Origin of the sequence: Spirosoma sp. SC4-14 (assembly GCF_037201965.1) — a bacterium.
Classification (GTDB): Bacteria; Bacteroidota; Bacteroidia; order Cytophagales; family Spirosomataceae; genus Spirosoma.
Genome location: NZ_CP147518.1, coordinates 4,799,497 through 4,820,404, shown reverse-complemented (window position 1 = coordinate 4,820,404; position 20,908 = coordinate 4,799,497). Strand labels below are relative to the sequence as shown.

The 20,908-nt window shown below is 50.2% G+C and carries 14 protein-coding genes; all 14 read left to right on the top strand.

Translation table 11 applies throughout. The annotated features are described in order from the left end of the window. The first annotated feature begins 6 nt into the window (after positions 1-6). The 14 genes from WBJ53_RS19550 to WBJ53_RS19485 all read left to right on the top strand — a co-directional run bounded on the left by WBJ53_RS19550 (position 7) and on the right by WBJ53_RS19485 (position 20,897). Complete coding sequence (locus tag WBJ53_RS19550) at positions 7-954, top strand: ABC transporter ATP-binding protein (RefSeq protein WP_338869211.1); 948 nt, start codon at positions 7-9, stop codon at positions 952-954. Beyond that, positions 951-1,688 carry an ABC transporter ATP-binding protein gene (locus WBJ53_RS19545; protein WP_338869209.1) on the top strand — a complete coding sequence of 246 codons (738 nt, stop codon included), beginning with the start codon at positions 951-953 and terminating at the stop codon, positions 1,686-1,688. The genes WBJ53_RS19550 and WBJ53_RS19545 overlap by 4 nt, the downstream gene beginning before the upstream one ends. 23 nt (positions 1,689-1,711) lie before the next feature. After that, the gene (locus WBJ53_RS19540) at positions 1,712-2,818 is read left to right on the top strand and encodes an ABC transporter permease (protein ID WP_338869207.1); all 1,107 of its coding nucleotides are present in this window, start codon (positions 1,712-1,714) and stop codon (positions 2,816-2,818) included. A 21-nt stretch (positions 2,819-2,839) separates the two neighbouring features. Then, positions 2,840-3,955 carry an ABC transporter permease gene (locus WBJ53_RS19535; RefSeq protein ID WP_338869204.1) on the top strand — a complete coding sequence of 372 codons (1,116 nt, stop codon included), beginning with the start codon at positions 2,840-2,842 and terminating at the stop codon, positions 3,953-3,955. 220 nt (positions 3,956-4,175) lie between these two features. Beyond that, the gene (locus WBJ53_RS19530) at positions 4,176-4,640 is read left to right on the top strand and encodes a hypothetical protein (RefSeq protein ID WP_338869202.1); all 465 of its coding nucleotides are present in this window, start codon (positions 4,176-4,178) and stop codon (positions 4,638-4,640) included. A gap of 51 nt (positions 4,641-4,691) precedes the next feature. Further along, entirely contained in the window at positions 4,692-6,299 is a 1,608-nt protein-coding gene (locus WBJ53_RS19525) for an FAD-dependent monooxygenase (RefSeq protein ID WP_338869200.1), read from the top strand. 274 nt (positions 6,300-6,573) lie between these two features. Beyond that, positions 6,574-7,365, top strand: coding sequence for an ion transporter (locus WBJ53_RS19520; RefSeq protein WP_338869198.1), 792 nt, complete (start codon positions 6,574-6,576; stop codon positions 7,363-7,365). Between the two features lie 10 nt (positions 7,366-7,375). After that, positions 7,376-8,236 (top strand): phospholipase A, encoded by an 861-nt coding sequence (locus WBJ53_RS19515; RefSeq protein ID WP_338869196.1) that lies wholly within the window; start codon positions 7,376-7,378, stop codon positions 8,234-8,236. 41 nt (positions 8,237-8,277) lie between these two features. Then, positions 8,278-10,221 (top strand): glycoside hydrolase family 3 N-terminal domain-containing protein, encoded by a 1,944-nt coding sequence (locus tag WBJ53_RS19510; protein WP_338869194.1) that lies wholly within the window; start codon positions 8,278-8,280, stop codon positions 10,219-10,221. Positions 10,222-10,256: 35 nt separating this feature from the next. Continuing rightward, on the top strand, positions 10,257-12,602 hold the full coding sequence (locus WBJ53_RS19505; protein ID WP_338869192.1) for a GAF domain-containing protein: 2,346 nt from the start codon (positions 10,257-10,259) through the stop codon (positions 12,600-12,602). Beyond that, positions 12,599-16,267: a BamA/TamA family outer membrane protein gene (locus WBJ53_RS19500; RefSeq protein WP_338869190.1), complete on the top strand. Its 3,669-nt coding sequence runs from the start codon at positions 12,599-12,601 to the stop codon at positions 16,265-16,267. The genes WBJ53_RS19505 and WBJ53_RS19500 overlap by 4 nt, the downstream gene beginning before the upstream one ends. 11 nt (positions 16,268-16,278) lie before the next feature. Then, positions 16,279-17,511 (top strand): Pycsar system effector family protein, encoded by a 1,233-nt coding sequence (locus tag WBJ53_RS19495; RefSeq protein ID WP_338869188.1) that lies wholly within the window; start codon positions 16,279-16,281, stop codon positions 17,509-17,511. After that, positions 17,508-19,547, top strand: coding sequence for a polyphosphate kinase 1 (gene ppk1, locus WBJ53_RS19490; protein WP_338869186.1), 2,040 nt, complete (start codon positions 17,508-17,510; stop codon positions 19,545-19,547). The genes WBJ53_RS19495 and ppk1 overlap by 4 nt, the downstream gene beginning before the upstream one ends. Before the next feature lie 720 nt (positions 19,548-20,267). Beyond that, the gene (locus tag WBJ53_RS19485; protein ID WP_338869184.1) at positions 20,268-20,897 is read left to right on the top strand and encodes a sigma-70 family RNA polymerase sigma factor; all 630 of its coding nucleotides are present in this window, start codon (positions 20,268-20,270) and stop codon (positions 20,895-20,897) included. Positions 20,898-20,908 lie beyond the last annotated feature (11 nt).

The window sequence follows — 20,908 nt, the reverse complement described above, 5'->3', positions numbered from 1 at the left end:
ACCAGTATGGGTGCAGCTATTGTAATCAACGATATTTCCAGGAACTACGGCGACGTGAAGGCGTTGCAGGCCGTTTCTTTTGAGGTGAACCACGGTGAGCTCTTCGGGCTGATTGGGCCAGATGGGGCCGGAAAAACGACGCTCTTTAAAATTCTGGTTACGCTGCTCCTGCCCGATGGGGGTAAAGCGACCGTGATGGGCCATGACGTGGTGACCGACTTTCGCTACCTGCGCCAGACAGTAGGCTACATGCCGGGCCGATTCTCACTTTATCCAGATCTAACCGTTCGGGAAAATATAGAGTTTTTTGCCACCGTTTTTGGTACGACTATCGAAGCGAATTATGATCTGGTCCGGGATATTTACGTGCAGTTGGAACCCTTCAAAAACCGCCGGGCGGGAGCGCTGTCGGGTGGTATGAAGCAAAAGCTCGCCCTCTGCTGCGCCCTGATCCACAAACCGGACGTACTATTCCTCGACGAGCCAACCACCGGAGTGGATGCCGTGTCGCGCAAGGAGTTCTGGGAGATGCTGGGCAACCTGAAAAAACAGGGACTGACCATCCTGGTATCGACTCCTTACATGGACGAAGCCGATCTCTGCGACCGGGTGGCGTTCATCCAGAACGGTACCATTTTGGGAGTCGATACGCCAGTTGGAATTACGAAACGGTTCACGAAGCCGCTGTTCGCCGTCAAAGCCGACAATACCTACCAGTTGATTCAGGATCTGCGCCTGGCTGACTTTACCCATACCTGTTATGCCTTTGGCGAGTCCATCCATCTAACGGTCCATCCAGGGACAAAAGCAGACCGGGTGAAGACGTATCTGCTAGGTTGTAACCTGAAAAACGTGGAGGTACAGGCCATTTCGGCTGGCATTGAAGACACCTTCATGGAACTCATGCAGGGGGCTTCATCTTCCTCCTTACCCACAAACCAGCTACATCCATGAAAACACCAGCGGTCGTAACAAACAAACTGACTAAACGATTCGGCGATTTTGTCGCCACTAACGAAATTACGTTTGAGGTAGCACAGGGCGAAATTTTTGGGTTTCTGGGGGCAAATGGAGCCGGTAAAACAACGGCTATCCGAATGCTCTGCGGGCTGTTGGCCCCTTCGTCGGGCTCGGCCACGATAGCAGGCTTCGATGTGTATAAACAGACCGAACGGATTAAGCAGACTATTGGCTACATGAGCCAGAAGTTTTCGCTCTACGAGGACCTCACCGTGAGGGAAAATATTCGGTTTTACGGCGGTATCTACGGGCTGACTAATGCCCAGATCAGGAGTAAAACTGCCGACATTCTCCGACAACTTCAACTTGAATCAGTAGGTGACTCGCTGGTTGTTTCCCTGCCGCTGGGCTGGAAACAACGGCTGGCGTTCTCGGTGGCACTGGTGCACGACCCCAAAGTGGTTTTCCTCGACGAGCCAACTGGTGGGGTTGACCCCATTACCCGCCGACAATTCTGGGACATGATCTACGAAGCGGCCTACCGGGGTACAACCATTTTTGTGACGACGCACTACATGGACGAAGCCGAGTATTGCAATCGGGTTTCGATTATGGTTGATGGCCGCATCAAGGCCCTCGATACCCCCGCTGGTCTAAAGAGATCGTACAATGTCGATTCAATGGATGGTGTCTTTCAGATATTAGCGCGGGGAACTTCAACGAAATAGCAGCCGGATAAACTAACGCACTTATGGACCGCTTACTCGCTTTCGTCAAAAAGGAATTTCTGCACATCTTCCGCGATCAGCGCACCCTACTGATTCTGTTCGGTATGCCGCTTGTGATGGTTACCTTGTTCGGGTTTGCCCTCACCAACGAAATCAAAAATGCCCGTGTAGCCATTCTGGACAATGATCACGGCATACATAGTCGGCAGATTACCGATAAACTGTTATCGTCGGGTTACTTCCAACTGGATCGGAATCTGTATTCGTACCGGGAAATCGAAACCGCTTTCCGGCAGGGGAAGCTCAAACTGGCCTTGGTGTTCCCGGCCAATTTCACCGATGATTACGAACACGGCCGCTCGGCGCAGGTGCAACTGGTTAGCGATGCCTCCGAGCAGAACACGGCCCTGAGCCTGGTTAATTATGCTACGGCCATTATCCGCGACTATTCGGCAGGTCTAACCCCCACGGCCCACCCACCTATGCAGGTTAATATCATCTCGCGTATGGTTTACAACCCCGAGCTGAAAGGCGTGTTTGTCTTTGTACCTGGAGTCATGACGCTGGTACTGTTGCTGATTTCGGCCATGATGACCTCCATTACGATTGCCCGCGAAAAGGAAGTTGGAACAATGGAGGTGTTGCTGGTATCGCCACTAAGCCAATTTCAGATCCTTCTGGGCAAGATGGTGCCCTATATGCTGCTCTCTTTTATCAACGGCTGTGTCATTATGGGGCTAGGTGTCTGGCTGCTCGGCATGCCGCTCAATGGTAGTCTGGGACTATTATTGGCAGAAACGCTGCTCTACATCGTCCTGTCGCTATCGCTGGGACTACTCATCTCGTCGATGGTCAACACGCAGTTACTGGCCATGTTTGGCTCAATGATTGTGTTGCTGATGCCCAGTCTGTTTTTATCGGGCTTTCTGTTCCCGATTGCCAGTATGCCCCGCCTGTTGCAGGTGATTTCCAACATCATTCCGGCCAAATATTTCATCGAGGTGATCAAAGGTATCATGATTAAGGGAGTGGGTTTATCGGTTTTGTGGCGGGAAACAACCGTCCTGGCGGGTATGACGGCCCTGTTTATCGTATTGACGCTGCGCAATTTAAAACCCCGGTTGGCTTAACCTGTCTTTCCGCTCAATGCAATGAGACAAATCAGATTCTTAATTGAAAAGGAGTTCAAGCAGCTATTTCGAAACACGATTCTGCTGCGAATGATGATCGGTACGCCCGTGCTGCAACTGATTCTGCTGTCGTACGCTGCCAATTACGAAGTCAAAAATCTGAACATCAGTATTCTGGATCAGGACCATACTACGTTCTCGCAGCGGTTGGCAGGTAAGTTCCGACACATCGACAATTTCAGGTTTCTGGGGTATGTGCCCAGTCTTAAACAGGCGCAGAACGACCTATTAGTGGGTCGGGCAGATCTGGTGCTGGTGATACCGCCCCGGTTCGAGCGCGACCTCTACCGCGAAGATCAGGCGCCGGTGCAGTTACTGGTGAACGCGGTGGATGGTTCCAAAGCGGGCATTGCCAACGGCTACGCCAGCAGTATTGTGCAGGATTTTAACCAGGAAGTCCGGATCGAAAACGTACCCGTAGCGCCGGGTCTTAGCCAGCAACTGGCCATTGAGCCGCAGTACTGGTATAACCCCCGGCTCGAATATCGGACGTTTATGGTGCCAGGTGTGTTGTTCGAACTGCTGATTCTGATCGGGATGCTCATCGCGGCTTTAAACATCGTGCGGGAAAAAGAGATTGGGACGCAGGAGCAGTTGAATGTGACCCCTATCAAAAAATATCAGTTTATTCTGGGGAAACTTATTCCATTCGTGCTAATCGGCCTGCTACAACTTACGATGGGCCTTTTGGTTGCTGTCTTTCTCTTTAACATACCCATCGAAGGCAGTCTGGCATTGTTATATGGTTTCGCTTTTCTGTTTTTACTGTTGTGCGTAGGAATGGGATTGCTCATTTCCGCGGTTTCCGAAACGCAGCAACAGGCCATGTATGCCGCCTTCTTTTTCATCATGTTTTTTATTCTTTTGAGTGGCCTGTTTTCCTCCATCGAGGATATGCCGCGCTGGGCCCAGATTATTAACATCATCAATCCGCTCCAGTATATTATTGCCGTAGGTCGGAACGTGATGCTTAAAGGCAGCGGCTTCCGTGATATGCAGTCACAGTTTGTTGCCCTGTTGATCCTGACAGTGGTAGTGCTTTCGCTAGCCACATGGCGGTATCGTAAAACGGTTTAAAACCTTAGATATATCAAGGGAGATACTATAAAATGATTCCTGGTGCCAGACTAGTGTGTCTTACTCGGGGAAATTTATAACACCAACAAGGGAGCCTCTATAAAATGATTGACTGATGCCTGTGCCCCTTTCTAGAGTCGCCGAAAGAAAAGGCTCACATCCAATCGGAACAATGCGTGTCTGTTTTTAATGATAAAAACTTAGAGTAGCTATGTCTATAATGAGCTCACTGATCGTGTCTTTGTTTAGCATTGGCACTACAATTTTCTACGTGCTCTCCTGTATCGAACGTCGGGTTCTTCAACTGGCGTTTGCCCCTGGTAAGCCAGTTGAAGAACCCGACGTTCGGTTCGTGCATCAATCACTAAAGCGGCTTATTCCGGTTATGCCCCCTTCCAATGGATTGGTACTGCTGGGCGGAACTGCCCTCCTTATTTACCAGGCCATCACTCTTCACGGAGATTGGTCGTCTATTGTACTAATCGTTTATTACTGGGGTATTCAGCTTTTTATTTTTCTGGGTCTGAACGTGTCCGGTGCCATTCAGGATGTACTTAACACCCCCAGTGACAGCAGCATTCTGGAAGTTAGTCGCGGAGTAAAGCAACTGGTGTTAGCCCACCATGCAGGCCTGGTCCAGAATTTCGGTACCGTTTTACTGCAATTCCTACTCATTATCGACTGAGGATCATACTCGCTTATCAATCTCATTGTTAAAAATAGTTTTATCGTCAACATGAATAAGACCGTAAAAACCGATGTACTCATTGTGGGAGCTGGCCCTACAGGCCTCACTCTAGCCGCTCAACTTATTCGTTATGGCATCAACTTTATCATTATTGATCAGAAAGATGGTGTTACAAACCTCTCGAAAGCGTTGGTAGTTCATGCCAGAACGCTCGAAATATTCGATGAATTAGGGTTGGCCCAGCAAGCGGTAGTTAATGGTGAAATTGCTCAGGAAGCCGATTTTTTGATTAATGGTCGGGTAGGGGGTAAGATCGATTTCGGTAATATGGGGCAGGGATTGAGTCCGTTTCCCTACATGTTGATTTATGAACAAAGTAAAACCGAACAACTGCTGTATGACTACCTACAGAAACATGGACATGAGGTTCAGTGGGGTACGAAGTTAACAACACTGAAACAGGATCAGCATGGTGTTGTAGCTATGGTTATGCCGGTTTCTGAACAGGAGCAAACACAGGCTTCTTCCGCAGCCTGGACAGAGGAAAATGGACAGGCTATTGAGGCAAAATTTGTTGTCGGCGCAGATGGTGCCAGCAGTCCGGTACGCCATCTGCTCAATATCGGTTTTGAAGGTACAACCAATGCCCGTATGTTTTTTGTGGCGGATGTAGAGATGAAGTTTGCCGGTGACGCCGGTACGCTTTATGTAGCCTTCCACGATAACTTTTTCATTTTGCTGGTACCAATGGAAGGTACACAACACTGGCGGTTGATTGGTAATCTACCTGACTACGACGGTCAGTCAGAACCGCAGGTTAACTACGAAGAAATTGAGCAGAAGGTTAAGGACGTAATTCAGCAGCCGCTCGATGTAACGAAAGTGCGCTGGTTCTCCACCTACAGGGTGCATACCCGTTCAGCCGAAACCTTTTCGCTGGGGCGTTGCTTTCTCGCTGGCGACGCAGCACATATTCACACGCCAGCGGGTGGGCAGGGTATGAATACGGGTATTCAGGACGCCTATAACCTGGCCTGGAAAGTAGCCTTCGTGTTGAAGGAAATGGCTGCGGATACCCTGTTGGCTACGTATAATGAAGAGCGGTTGGAGAACGCCAAAAAACTATTGGCCTCAACCGATAAATTCTTCGATTTGATGGTTAATGGGAATCGGCTTACCCGGTTTCTGCGGGACAATTTTGTGCCGGGTCTGGTTGGTTTTCTGGCTCAGTTCGGGGTAACCCGCGAAGCGATCTTTCCCAGCATTTCGCAGATTGGAATCAACTACCGTCAGCAATCACTGAGTCAGCATGTAGATGATACCGACTTTCGGGTCAAGGCAGGCGATAGGATGCCGTATTTTCGAGTGGAGGGCGGCAATGTCTATACGCATTTTCATAACCCTAAATTTCATGTAATTCTTTTTTCCGATGGAGAGCAGGATTTTGCTAATCTGACCAATAGCCTAACAAATCAATATAGTGATCGGCTCGATACAACAGTGTTGCCCTTGTTGCCTCGCGTGGTACATCTATTTGGTATCGACGAGCCATTTATGGTGCTCCTGCGTCCGGATGGACACATTGCACTGATCAGCCAAACAATAAATGAATTTACCGTTATCAATTACCTGATGAACACAATAGGTAAGGGCTAAAAACAGGCCGCATAGGTCTAACAGGGGCCCATTCAGGTGTAGTCAGTGTTTACGAGATTGTTGGTTTGTGCAATGATCACTACAGCATAGAGCCGACGCTCCACACGAGATCAGGTTTTTGAAAAGTCCGTGCATTCGTTCATGAACGATTCGAGGCTGACTTGTAACCTTAAAGCTACCATCTATTCCTCGGTATAGAAGCTGACGTTTTTGAGAAGTACCTATACGCCAGTACCTATTTACCAAACTACCTTGAGATAATACCTTCCTGACAATGGGACTTCGCAAAAAGCTGTATCACATAGTAGAAAACAGGCAAGGCAAACGCTGGTGGCCAAATCTTGTATTTACCAATATTTTGTTCACAGCCATTTTATTGAATGCTGTCACTTATGTGCTGAGTACTATACCCGGCTCACAACGACAGCATCAGGGGTTGTGGACCTCGTTTGCCCGGTTTTCTCTGGTCTTCTTTATACTGGAGTATATGCTCAGGCTGTGGGTATGTGTTGAGGATAACCAGTATAAACATAAGATATGGGGCCGACTAAAGTTCGTACTGTCTCCTACGGCCATAATTGACCTACTTACTATCCTATCCTTCGTTTTAGCGTCCCTGTCGCCCAAATTAGCCGTTATTCGCATCTTACAGCTATTTCGGCTGCTGCGTATTCCGCGCTACGCCCGTTCGCTACGCCTGATCGTTCAGGTACTGGGCCACAAAAAAGATGAGTTAGTACTGAGCACTACGCTTGTTCTATTTATGCTTCTGCTACTATCGAGCATCATGTATTACATAGAGAATCGCTTCCAGCCCCATCAGTTTTCAAGCATTCCGGCTACTATGTGGTGGGGTATTAATGCAATGACTACGGTTGGCTACGGTGATATTTACCCTATCACGTCAGTAGGTAAATTCATTGGAGGCCTGACGGCCATGTTGGGCGTCGGCTTGTTTGCCCTGCCTACCGGCATTATCGTATCTGGCTTTATTGAACACGTTCGGGGGCAGAAAGAACCGGTACGACAACGCTGTCCGCATTGCCATCAGGAGATTTATCCGTAACAAATTCGCTATGAATCCACTTTACCGACAGCTTTGGTTATTGATACTAGTTTGCTTGGCACCAGTCAATAGCCGGGGCCAGATGCTTATACCGGGCCAGCCATTGATCACGCCTGACAGCACTGCCCGGCTAAATGAGCGGATCGGCAAAGAACCGTATTTCACAATCTTCCGAGACAATTACTTTCTGGTTGGTACGGCGCTCAATGAACGTCCGCGTTCTACCAACTCCGACGCTAAATTTCAGATCAGTTTTCGCATCCGCACCGCCAGTTTACCATGGCTACTTAACACGCATCTATATCTGATGTACACCCAGCGATCGTTCTGGGATATTTTTCGCCCATCGCTCCCGTTTCGAGAAACTAACTACAACCCGGGCTTAGGCATCGGCCGGTTCTTTTATATCAACCATCGAGCCATTCATGCCATTTTTTGTCAGGTGGAACACGAATCCAATGGCCGAGACAGTGTCATGAGCCGAAGCTGGAACCGGGTATCCTTTATTTACTTAGCCAAAACTCCACGGTTGACGATGGGGCTGAAGGTTTGGGTTCCCTTTGGTCAGGAACCCGTAGGTGACGATAAGGAATTGCTGACGCGCTATTACGGCTATGGTGAAATATCCGGCTATTACCGATTATTTCCCAACCAGTATTTTATTCTTGACTGGACGGTACGCAAAGGCACTCATAACTGGAAGGGCCAGGTGCAGACGGGCTTACGCTGGAAACCCAGAGCCGACTGGAATCAGTACCTCTATCTTCAATTCTTTGGCGGTTATGGCGAATCGCTGCTTGAGGTTCAGCAGCGGGTCTTTAAGGCCCGCTTAGGCGTGGTTTTCTCGCCCGGCAGCCCGGTGCCGCTTTGACCAGGCCCTTAGTTTTTGATTTCTCTAAATCTCATTCACCAATGAAACGATTGTTAAAATGGCTTCTGTACGGCATCGGTGGGTTGATTGCTGTACTTTTACTGACGTACATATTTTTTTTCTTCAAATGGCAGGTGGTCTCCTCCCGGAACAGAAGTTTACTCGGCCCGGAAGTATCCACGCTAACTGTAGCCGGGTATACGTTTCGGGACTTGAACAAAAATGGCAAACTGGATGGCTACGAAGATAGTCGGTTGCCTACGGAGCAGCGAGTGGAGAATTTGCTGAGTCAGATGACACTTGACGAAAAAGCCGGACTATTGTTCATTACCATGATTCCGCTTGGAACTGATGGGGCGGTCAGCGATATCCCAGGTTTCAGCAACCCATTCTCCTTGATCATGGAAACGCCATCGACCATGCTGGTGCGGAAAAAGATGAACCACTTCAACTTTGTTCAATCCCTGGAGCCTGACCAAATGCTCACCTGGCATAACGGCATCCAGAAAATGGCCGAACGTACCCGGCTGGGCATTCCTGTCACGCTGGCTTCTGATCCGCGTCATGTAGCAACTAATAAACCAGGAATTGGCATAAAAACGCCCGGTTTTTCGAACTGGTGCGGCCCGTTAGGGTTTGCAGCCATCGGCGATACGACCCTGATGCGTGAGTTTGGGGATATTGCCCGGCAGGAATATCGGGCCATGGGCATTCGCCTGGCGTTGTCACCCCAGATTGACCTTGCCACCGAACCCCGCTGGGCACGCTTCAACGGCACGTTTGGCGAAGACGCTACCCTCACGGCCAGCCTAACCAAAGCGTTCATTTTAGGCTTTCAGGGCGATAGCATTGGAACGCAGAGCGTAGCGTGCATGGCAAAGCACTTTCCCGGCGGGGGGGCACAAAAGGACGGGGAAGATTCGCATTTTGCTGCCGGTCGGGCGCAGGCGTTTCCGGGTCGAAACTTCCCGTACCACCTCATCCCCTATGAGCAGGGGGCATTTCCGGCCCACGTTGCCCAAATTATGCCCAACTATAGCATTCCCGTTGGGCAAACCAGCGAGGACGTAGCAGCTGCCTTTAATAAGGATCTTATTACGGGTTTGCTACGAAAGAAATACCACTTCGACGGCGTAGTGTGTACCGATTGGGCTGTCGTTAACGGTATTCCGTACTTCAAAGAAGCCTCGGCTTGGGGCGTAGAAAACCTCACACCCGAACAGCGCGTCGAAAAAATCCTGAACGCCGGCTGCGATATGTTCGGAGGAGAGGCCGCTCCTGAGTTAGTCATTTCGCTGGTTAAACGTGGTAAAATCAGTGAGGATCGGATCAATACGTCGGTTCGACGGGTACTGCGCGACAAGTTCCGACTAGGTCTATTCGACCAACCCTACCTGACCAAAGCGGATCAGCGGATACTCGGTAATCCAGTATTTATCCGCAAAGGCCGTGAAGCCCAACGGCGTTCGTTGGTACTGTTAAAGAACGAAAACCTGTTACCTCTGAAAAAACGGGTAAAGCTATACATCCAGGGCTTTGACGAAACGGTCGTAAAGCAGTTTGCCGAGGTGGTGGCAAGGCCCGAAGAAGCCGACTATGTGCTGTTGAAACTCAACACCCCCTATACTCCCCGCCATGGTAATCTGATGGACCTGTTTATCCACCAGGGAAGACTTGACTTTCCGGCTGACGAGAAAGAAAAGCTGCTTGCACTCATGAAAATCAAGCCCACCATTACTATACTGTCGGTCGACCGGCCAATGGTCATTCCGGAACTGAACGCACAAAGCCGGGCGGTCATTGCCGATTTTGACTGCGAAGACCGGATTGTACTCGAACTTATTATGGGGCGATTCAAGCCCACTGGCAAGTTGCCCTTCGAATTTCCTTCCTCGGTTCAGTCGGTCGAACAGCAGAAAGAAGACCTGCCTTACGATTCATCCCATCCACTTTATGCGTTTGGCGCTGGATTAAGCTACCGCTGAAAAGTAGGAGTCCATACCGTCAACTGCTTTCGCTTATGGAAACAAAATTGTATACGCCAACACTACCCGATCAGCCACTACTGTTCCGGTTGTCGTTCCGGCCGTTTGTTAGCTATCTGAAAAGCCAACAACAGCAGGCGTTTTCGGGAGCGTTGGATCAATTTTATAGCTATCTCATCAAACAGTTTGAGCAGGCGGTAATCCTAACGGAACAACCAGAGAACGATCAATTAGTCCCTCGATTGAAGGCGTATTTTGAACTGGCCACGGTAGTCGTATTGCCTCTAATCAGTAACGACGCTACGGTTCCCTATGCATTCGGCCTGCCCGTACCGCTCCGGTTGTATCATTATTCGGCTGCTTTTGCACATCTTACCCGGCTGTTTCCTCTGATGCTTACCGAGGATAAAGTGCAGGAAAGTGGTGTTGACCGTGCCCGGTTTCTCTACCGCTTAATCCTCGAAAAATGCTACAGGATAACCGTGCCAGGTTATTCAGGGCCAACTGTCCGGTTTGAGCAGGCACTGGATGGGCTGACCAGGTATTACCAGATGGACATTAACATTTCATTTGTTGAACCGCACCCCAACGGCCCCCTGCCGCCGTTAGAACCGGCCTGGATCGACTTTGTGCGATATGGCCATCCGATTCCGGCAGGTATCAATCCGTTACCCCTCCATCAGTTCAGTTTCGAAGGCTTTTCATTTTTCAAAATTGAAGACGTTTCGGAAGCCGAATCGATTAAACAACTCCGGGAGGTGTTCGTGCATTTAGCCTCAACGCCCGAACCGGTCATATTCCAGACATTCGAAACCGCCCTGCGTAACTTCTGCGGGCAACCCGGTCTGGAGGTAGGTGTCATGCCGTTGACGCAGATCAACGGGCGTCCCTTTTTTACACCCAGTAGTCAGCAGCGAAGCGTTTTTCTCCGGCTGTCGGGTTTTCAAATGGATGCTGATATAGATCCGGCGACGCAGCGAATGCTGGATGAACTGATTCACAATCCTCAACCCCGCCGATTCGCCGGTTTGGATGCCCTGCCTGAATTTGCCCGTAAGGTGCTTGAGCAAAAAGGCATTCAGAGCTTTTTGATTTATCCGGTTACCGACGGCCCAATGTTGTTGGGCCTACTGGAAATGGGCAGCCCCCGGCCCGATGCCTTCCATGATGAGATTTTTACGTACATCGGCCGGATCCTGCCGCTAATTCAGGAGCTGCTACGGTTTCAGTTGCAGCAGTTTACTAACCAGTTGGAGCAACTTATCAAGCTCCGTTATACTTCCTTACAACCGGCCGTTGAATGGAAATTTTACGAAGCCGCCGGGTTGGAACTCAGTCTGCAGCAGGCGGGCACGGTCGGTAAAGCTGTACCGATACGGTTTTCGAAGGTGTATCCGTTCTACGGCGCGGTGGATATTCGCAACTCTTCAGTCGAGCGCCAGAAAGCCATCAGACAGGACCTTACCGACCAGCTCGCTATGATTGACGAATTACTGAAAACGGTGCAATTCCCAGACGACCCGGTTCGACTGGCTCATCTCCGGCTGGCCACAACTGGCTGGCAGGCCAAGGTAATGGCTGGTCTGACACCTGACAATGAGCTAAGCATTGGACGGTTTCTGAATAGCGAAGTTACGCCGTTCATTCGCTTGCTGGAATCGATTCCGGATGTTCCGACTATACTTCTTCAAGAGTATTTTAATCGGATGGATGGAGAAACCGGTCGATTTTGCCAGGCGCAGACTAATTTTGACCACAGTATTGATCGGATCAACGTGCTGATTAACACCTACATCAACCAACAGCAAAAGCAGTTACAAACCCGGTTTCCGCACTATTTTGAACGCTTTCGTACCGACGGCACCGAATACACGCTGTATGTAGGCCAATCCATCGCACCCAACCATCCGTTCAGCATCGAAATTTGCCAGTACTTGTACGAATGGCAGTTGGACTCGATGATTGAGCTCGCCTGGCTTACCCACCGGCTGCGTCTCCAATTGCCACTGCCACTCCAGACCACCCAATTGATTTTAGCGCACGAACAACCGGTGGATATAGGATTTCGGCACGACGAGCGCCGATTCGATGTCGAAGGGTCGTACAGCATCCGGTACGAGGTGATCAAGAAACGTATCGATAAGGCACTGATTGCGGGTACGCATGAACGCCTGACCCAGCCCGACACGATTGCTCTTATCTACAGCCACGCAACGGAATTAGTTCAATACCTGCCGTTTATCAATCGACTACAGGCCGAAGGTAAACTTAAGCCCAGTACTGAGCAATTTGATCTGGAACCCCTGAAGGGTGTGGCGAATTTGAAAGCCCTGCGGCTAACGATCAACTATCCTGGCCCAAAATCACCTTCTGAAGTATGAACCGATTGCGTGAAACTCGACAGTGGTTTGGGCTGGTCATCGGGTACTCTCTGCCGTTGCTTGGCCTAGCCCAATCCCTCCCGCCCGATTCAGTAAGGCACCGTATCATCCTGATTGGCGACGCGGGTCGGCTACAACAAGGGCGAAATCCGGTAATTGATGCCGTATTGGCTCGCCATGATATGCACAATACCCAGACCACGCTGGTTTACCTAGGTGACAACTTATATCCCCGCGGCCTGCCCACCGAAACCGATGTCGACTACCCGGCCCTGACCGATGTACTGCATTATCTTGTAACACCCGGACTTGCCAACTCAAACTCGGGCAAGCCAAGTAAAGTGCTGTTCATTCCGGGTAATAACGACTGGGCGCAGGGTCGTTACGACGGCAGGGAGCGTGTACAACGGCAGGGCCGCTGGCTCGACAGCCTTCATGCGCCTACCATCCGGATGCTGCCCGCTAACGGGTGTCCCGGCCCTGAAGAAATTCACCTGAGCGACCGGCTCGTGCTGGTCCTGCTCGATTCGCAGTGGTGGCTCCATCCCTACGACAAGCCGGGAGCAGAATCCGACTGTGCCTGTAAAACTGAGAGTGAAGTGCTGGCCCGACTCTCGGACATCGCTCACCGAAACCACGATAAAGTCATCGTAGTCGCCACCCACCATCCATTTCGCAGCTACGGCATACACGGTGGATTTTTCAGGCTCCGCGAGCATCTGTTTCCCCTCACCGACTTGTCGCCGAAGCTTTACGTACCGCTGCCGGGCATTGGGTCGCTTTACCCATTGGTTCGGGGGTTATTTGGCAACGTGCAGGACCTGGCTCACCCCATCTACCACCAGATGGTGCGGGCTATTGAAACCACCCTGGCCCCAGCTCCCAATGTCATGTTTGTGTCAGGCCACGATCATTCTCTGCAATACATCCTGGACGGCAACCGGCCTTACATCGTGAGTGGAACTGGCATCAACCGGGAGCGCGTTAAGGCTGGAAAAAAGGCTCAGTTTGTCAGCTCAAACTGGGGTTACGTAGTGCTTGACGAACAAATCGATGGCCGGTTAACAGTTACATTCTATACAGTTAACGAAACCGATTCAGTAACCGAAGCCCACTCCGCCACGCTCTTCCATCTGCCCAGTGGACCCAAGCCGATCACTAACCAGCCCCCGACGAGCCGGAAAGAAAACCCCGACAGTGTGCAGGTAGCCATTGCCCCGGCCTATGACCGGGCAGGCCGGCTCCAGCGCTGGCTGCTTGGCAACAATTACCGCCGGGAGTGGGCCACCCCCGTCAGCCTGCCGGTATTCGATCTGACCCGCACCCTTGGTGGTTTCACCATTCTTCAGCGCGGGGGCGGAATGCAAACCAAATCGCTGCGGCTGGAAGATCAAACCGGGCGTGAGTGGGTGTTAAGGTCAGTACAGAAGGACCCGGTAAACGCCCTGCCGCCAGCCCTTCGCCAGACTATCGCCAAAGATATTTTACAGGACGAAATTTCGGCCAGCTTTCCGTTTGCCCCGCTGACGGTGCCGACGCTGGCCAACGCGGCAGGGGTGCCGCACGCCAACCCGACTCTGGTGTTTATACCCGATGACCCGACATTAGGCATCTACCGGGCCGACTTTGCCAATACGGTCGGGCTCCTGGAGGAACGAAGCCCGGTTGAAGGCAAAACGATTAGCACAGCGAAGGTCATTGATGCACTGGCCGACGACAACGATAACCGGGTTGACCAACGGGCCTTGCTGCGGGCGAGGCTGCTAGATCTGCTCATTGGCGACTGGGACCGTCACGAAGACCAGTGGCGTTGGGGCATTCGGAAAACGGATACAGGTCGCGAATACTATCCAATCCCGCGAGACCGCGATCAAGTATTTTTTCGAGCGGATGGCCTGCTTCCTACCCTGGCCGCACTGCCCTGGATCCAACCCAAATTTCAGGGATTTGGTCCAAAACTGGCCAATGTAAAGGGCGCGATGTTCAACGCCCGTTATGTTGACCGGTTGTTTCTGAGCGAGTTAAGCGCCGAAGACTGGCTAACCGAAATTACTGATCTGCAAACTGTATTGACTGACAGCGTCTTGCAAAGGGCCATTGATCAGCTCCCCCCGCCCGTGCGGTCGATAACCGGTGAACGGCTATTGAAAACACTTAAAATTCGACGGGGCTGGCTCCTGCGGGAAGCAATGACCTATTATCGATTTTTAGCCAAAAAGGTGGATATCCCCGGCTCTGACAAAACCGAACTATTCCGGGTAGAAAACCTCAAGGATAATAAGGTAGCGGTTTCCGTCTTTAAGGTTACGAAGAACAATACGGTAGCTCAACGAATGTACTATCGGGTTTTCGACGCAGCCGTTACGCGTGAAATATGTCTTTACGGCCAGAAAGGAGATGATCGTTTTGAGGTTAGCGGGTCACAAAAAGTAAGGGCACGGGTTCGGCTCATCGGTGGCAAGGGCAATGACAGGTTTGTCGTAACCGGTAAACCCTCACGTCCGCTGATTTACGACCGGCTGACCGAAGCCAACAACCTGCCTGCGCCCGGCACGGCCAGACGCCGGTTGGGTTCTGACGAAGCCGTGAACCGGTATGACCCGCATGCGTTCCGGTATGACCGGCTGGCTCCTCTGCTGACAGGGGGCTATAATCCAGACGATGGTGTGTTGGCGGGAATAGGCGTTGACTGGACGAAGCAAGGGTTCCGTAAAGCACCGTTTGCCGCTCACCATCGTCTGCTGATTAGCCGGGCACTGGCCACCAATGCCACAGCCTTTAATTACACTAGTACATTTACCGACCTAATCGGCCAAAATGATCTGGTATTCAACGCGACCGCACGGGCACCTAATAACGTAGCCAATTTTTTCGGGCCGGGTAATGAAAGTTCGTACGATAAAAGCCGCCGGATACGCTACTACCGCACCCGCTATAACCTCAGCAATGTCAGCGTGTTGCTGAAACGACCGTTGGGCAATCATATTCAGGTAACTCTGGGGCCTGTTTTTCAGCACTTTACGCTTGACTCAACAAATAACAAGGGCCGGTTCATCAATACGTATCTACCTGAACAGCCAACCTCGCTGCGGCTGGAACAAAGTTATGGCGGTTTGCAGACCAGTATTACCCTTGATACGCGCACCAACCCAACGCAGCCGCAGAATGGGGTCTACTGGAATACGACACTACTGAATTTGTGGGGATTTGGTAAGCAGGGCGGCCAACTGACGCAGCTCCAGACCGATTTTACACTCTACACGAAGCTTGGCTCAGGCGACAGGTTCGTACTGGCCAACCGGCTGGGGGGAGGGCTGACCTACGGTAGTCCGGCTTTCTATCAGTTGCTATACCTCGGTGGTCACGATAACCTTCGGGGCTTTCGAACGTACCGGTTTGCGGGTAACCATTTGTTGTACCATACTATTGAAGCCCGGCTCAAGCTATTCAGTTTTCAATCGTTTTTGTTTCCCGGCAGCATCGGGCTGCTGGCCTTCAACGATTTGGGGCGGGTCTGGCTTCGGGGCGAAACCTCCCGGCGCTGGCACGATGGTTATGGGGGGGGACTGTACATTACCCCTGCCAGCCTATTGGTGGTAACGACATCGGTCGGTTTCTCTGATGAAGGCATTTTACCTTATATATCACTTGGATTTCGGTTTTAATCAAAAAGGTAATGAACATACTTTTGCAGGGCGTTGAAGCCTACGTCACCCGTTTTTTTGCCGAGCATTCCCGGCCTGAATTAGTCTATCATAATCTGATACACACGCAGGAGGTCGTCAAAGCCACCGAGCAACTGTCCCACCACTATCAACTTTCCGAAATGGATCACATGGCGGTCATTACAGCAGCCTGGTTCCACGATGTGGGTTATCTTATCGGCCCTTCTGATGGTCATGAAGGAGCTAGTATTGATGTTGCTACTACCTTTTTAAGCGAATCCGGTATACCAGCCCTAATTGTCGGACGAGTTAGGGACTGCATCCTCGCCACGAAAATGCCCCAGTCACCTACCAATCTCCTTGAAGAGATTCTGTGCGATGCCGACCTGTTTCACTTGGGGGCCGACGACTACCGCGACAAACAGAAACGATTACGTAAAGAGAAGGAGAATCTCTCCGGGGTGGACATACGTGGGCGCGACTGGCGTGAACAGAACATTGTTCTACTAACACGGCACCGCTATTTTACCGACTATGCCCAGGTCCTACTTCAGAAAGGACAAGCTAAAAATCTGCAAACGTTGCGTGAAAAACAGGCCGAAAAAAATGAAAATGTACTGGCGGAAGAAGGGCCAATCTCCATTTTGCCCCCCTTAACAGACCACCAACCGGAACCGGTTAACAAAAAAAGCAAAAAGAAGGATAAAGAGAATCGGCCCGAACGGGGCATTGAAACAATGTTTCGAACCACCTCCACAAATCAACTTAGGTTAAGTGAGATTGCTGACAGCAAAGCCAATATCATGATTTCTGTTAACGCTATCATGGTGTCGGTCATCGTGTCGGTAATCCCCACCCGAATAGAGCATAATCACGACTTGATTTTACCAACAGGTCTGTTTTTAATTACTTCACTGCTGACAATCATTCTTGCCATTCTGTCCACACGCCCGAACGTTACTCAAGGTACATTTACTCGCGAAGACATTGAACGAAAGCAGGGAAACCTGCTATTTTTCGGCAATTTTCACCAAATGAGTCTGGCCGATTACGAGTGGGGTATTGGCGAACTCATGAACGATACCGGTTATCTCTACCGCACCATGACCCGCGACATTTATTTTCTGGGAAGAGTACTGAACAAAAAATTCAACCTGTTACGGTTAGCGTACAATACGTTCATGATAGGGTTTGTGATGTCGGTGCTGGCGTTTCTAATCGTGTTCTTTTTCTTCAGCAAATGAACGGCACCATCTTCACCTACGTGAACCGCGACCTAAGCTGGCTTAGTTTCAACCAGCGGGTGCTACAAGAAGCTGCTAACCCGGCCGTACCGCTCTACGAACGCATCCGGTTTCTGGCTATTTTTTCGGCTAATTTAGATGAATTCTTCCGGGTTAGAATGTCGGCTCTGCTGGAGCTTGACCCGCTGCGTACCAGTGAAAACGATGAGGCTGAACCAGGTCTGTTGCCTGAAGTACAGATGATAGTTAACCGTTGTCAGAACGAGTTTGGGCGATTACTGCAAGAGCAGTTGTTGCCCGCCCTGCAACAAAACGGAATTCACCTGTATTACGGTGAACCCCTATTGCCTGAACATAAAGTAACTATTTCTGAATATTTTCACAGCCGGGTGCTGACGTTTCTGCAACCCCTTCGACCTGAAACTGGCAAACCCCTAACTTTTTCCGACAACGCCCTGTTCTTGGCCGTATCGATGGCCGGATTACCGAACCAGCAACCCTATGGACTGGTCAATATTCCGCATGAAAACCTGCCCCGCTTCCTGACGATACCCGGAGCAGATGGCCAGTATCACCTACTGTTTCTGGACGACATAATCCGGCAGCATCTCGGTGCTGTTTTTCCGGGCAGAACCGTGACCGGCTGCTACAGTGTTAAAGTCAACCGCAACGCCGACGTGAGCATTGCCGATGAGTTTGCGGGTGAGATGGATGAAAACATCGCCTGGATGCTCGACCAGCGACAGGCGGGGCACACCATCCGGTTTCTCTATGACGCAGCCATGCCCGATGACTTGCTCGAGTGGCTCACGGCTGGATTTTCGATACCGCCAACAGCCCTTTTTGCCGGCGGTCGTTATCACAATCTGAGCAGTTTAGCTGGTTTGCCAAATCCCGTTGGAGCCACCCTGCACTATCCGCCCCAATCCCCACTGCCGATCACCGCTCTACAAGGTGAATCATCCATTTTTGACTGTCTCGACCAACAAGATTACCTGGTACACCCTCCCTATCAGTCCTACAATCCTGTTTTGCGATTTTTCAATGAAGCCGCTATCGACCCTGACGTACAGGCTATATTTGTCACTCTTTACCGAATTGCCTCAGATTCGTTCATAGCGAACGCCCTCATCAGTGCGGCCCGTAACGGCAAACAGGTAACGGTATTCGTCGAGTTAAAGGCCCGTTTCGACGAAGAGAACAACCTGCGGTGGAGTAAACGGCTTAAAGCCGCCGGGGTACGGCTCGTATATAGCATTCCGGCCCTGAAGGTACACGCCAAGACGGCTTTGGTAAAGCGCCAGCGGGGTTGGCAAAATCAACGGTACGGACTGTTGGCAACAGGTAATTTTAACGAAAGCACTGCCCGGTTCTATACTGATCATGTGCTAATGACCAGCCACGTCGGCATGACGCAGGATTTAGACCTGCTGTTTGCTTACCTCCAAAGCCGCGATCAGCCAGCCAGTTACCGGTTCATTCGATTTGAGCATCTGCTCGTTTCGCAGTTCAACCTGATGCCGCGTTTTCTTGCCCTAATTGATCGGGAAATCGCTAACCGCCGGGCGGGGCTACCGGCTCAAATCACGATCAAGCTTAATAATCTCCAGGAGAAAACAATGATTGACAAACTCTATGAAGCCAGTCAGGCGGGTGTTTCTATTAACCTGCTTGTGCGAGCTATCTGCACGCTAATACCGGGCGTGCCGGGTCAGAGTGAAACCATCCGGGTCAGGCGCATTGTGGACCGGTATCTGGAACACGGTCGCATTTTTGTATTCCATAACAACGGCCAACCCGAAACCTACCTTGGGTCGGCCGACTGGATGAATCGGAATCTGTACCGACGAATAGAAGTCTGTTTTCCAGTTTATGATCCAGTATTACGACATCAGATTAGTGTCTTGCTCGAAGCGTCCCTAGCCGACAATACTCAGGCCACAGAGCTACTAGCCAGCCAACAATGGAAACCAGTTGATAGCCAAGGACAACTTATTCGCTCACAACAGGCAATCTACACTTACTTAAAGTCATAATTATGGCACTCCCCAATAGTTGGCTCTTACCCACTTTGTGTGACTGAACTGATGACATATGTGGGTGCTTCGAAGAATTGTAAATAAATCCTCATTATAAAATTAGCCAATTATTAACGGCGACATATACCCTTAAGTAAAGGAAACTGTAGTAAGACTTCCCAAGCGAAGGGATTATCAGAGGAATGTAAACCCAAGAAATCATATTCCCCTTGCAAGTTTATGTGATGCTAGGTATGAGTGTGTTATACTTTGCCGTTCAGATGAGGACTCCTAGGCTTAATATAAACAGGGAGGATACCTAAGTCCTCGCCGTAACACCGCAACGGCGAACCACTGGAGCTTAGCCTCATATTCATGCCGCGGTGGCGGACCATTCATTATCGGTCTGGATCTGAAAAGTGCGACAGAACATAATCGACAAATTCAATTGCTATCGTTTGGCTCTTCTTCGGAAAAAATTTTAATACTCTGGCCCAACCGGCCCGCTGTTGCGGTGGCATCATCTGTAGCGTATCTACTGAACCACAATACATAAGTACAGCTTATAGTTAAAGACAACTTGGCTAAACAGCGGTATAAATTCCTTATATATTCAAAAAAATTTACAAATAAATCATAGAAACTGAGTATCGATTTTTATTTTCCTCCTATTGCTACACAAATCAACGGTCAAATTGTGACTTCCTACATACTTCTGACCTGTAATTTCTCCAGACTATGCTTAAGTCAGATGTTAGCAGTACTCCGAACGTGTATGCGCAGCATGACACGGAAGCTCAGCTTTGGCTACGGTTCAGGCAGGGGAGCCCAGCTGCGTTTGAGCAATTAACTACTTATTTTTATAAGGATCTGCACTTCTATGGAAGCCGCTTTACCCGTGATACCGATTTACTCAAAGACTGCTTGCAGGATTTATTTGTCGATCTATGGGTATACCGGCAGAAGGTTATGGAAACAAACTACATCCGACCGTATCTGTACAAAGCCCTCCGCCGAAAGATTTACCGTGAGGTGTTACGGCAGGCCAATCAGTCATCAGACGAAACGCTGCCTTTTGATGAAGCCTTTCATAGTGACCCCGCGGCCGAATACAATTTGATACAAACCGAATTGTCCGAATATCAAACGGTTAGGCTCAATAAACTACTGGAACGCCTGTCAGACCGGCAACGAGAAGCCATTCACCTCAAATTTTACGCGGAACTGAGTAATGAAGAAATTGCTGACATTTTACAGGTGAATAAGCAGTCAGTTGCCAATCTCCTACACCGGGGCCTTAGCCGATTACGAGACGACTGGCCTTCTTTATTGGCCCTGCTGGGCATTTGGCTAACGAATCGGTTTTGACTACCTACTTC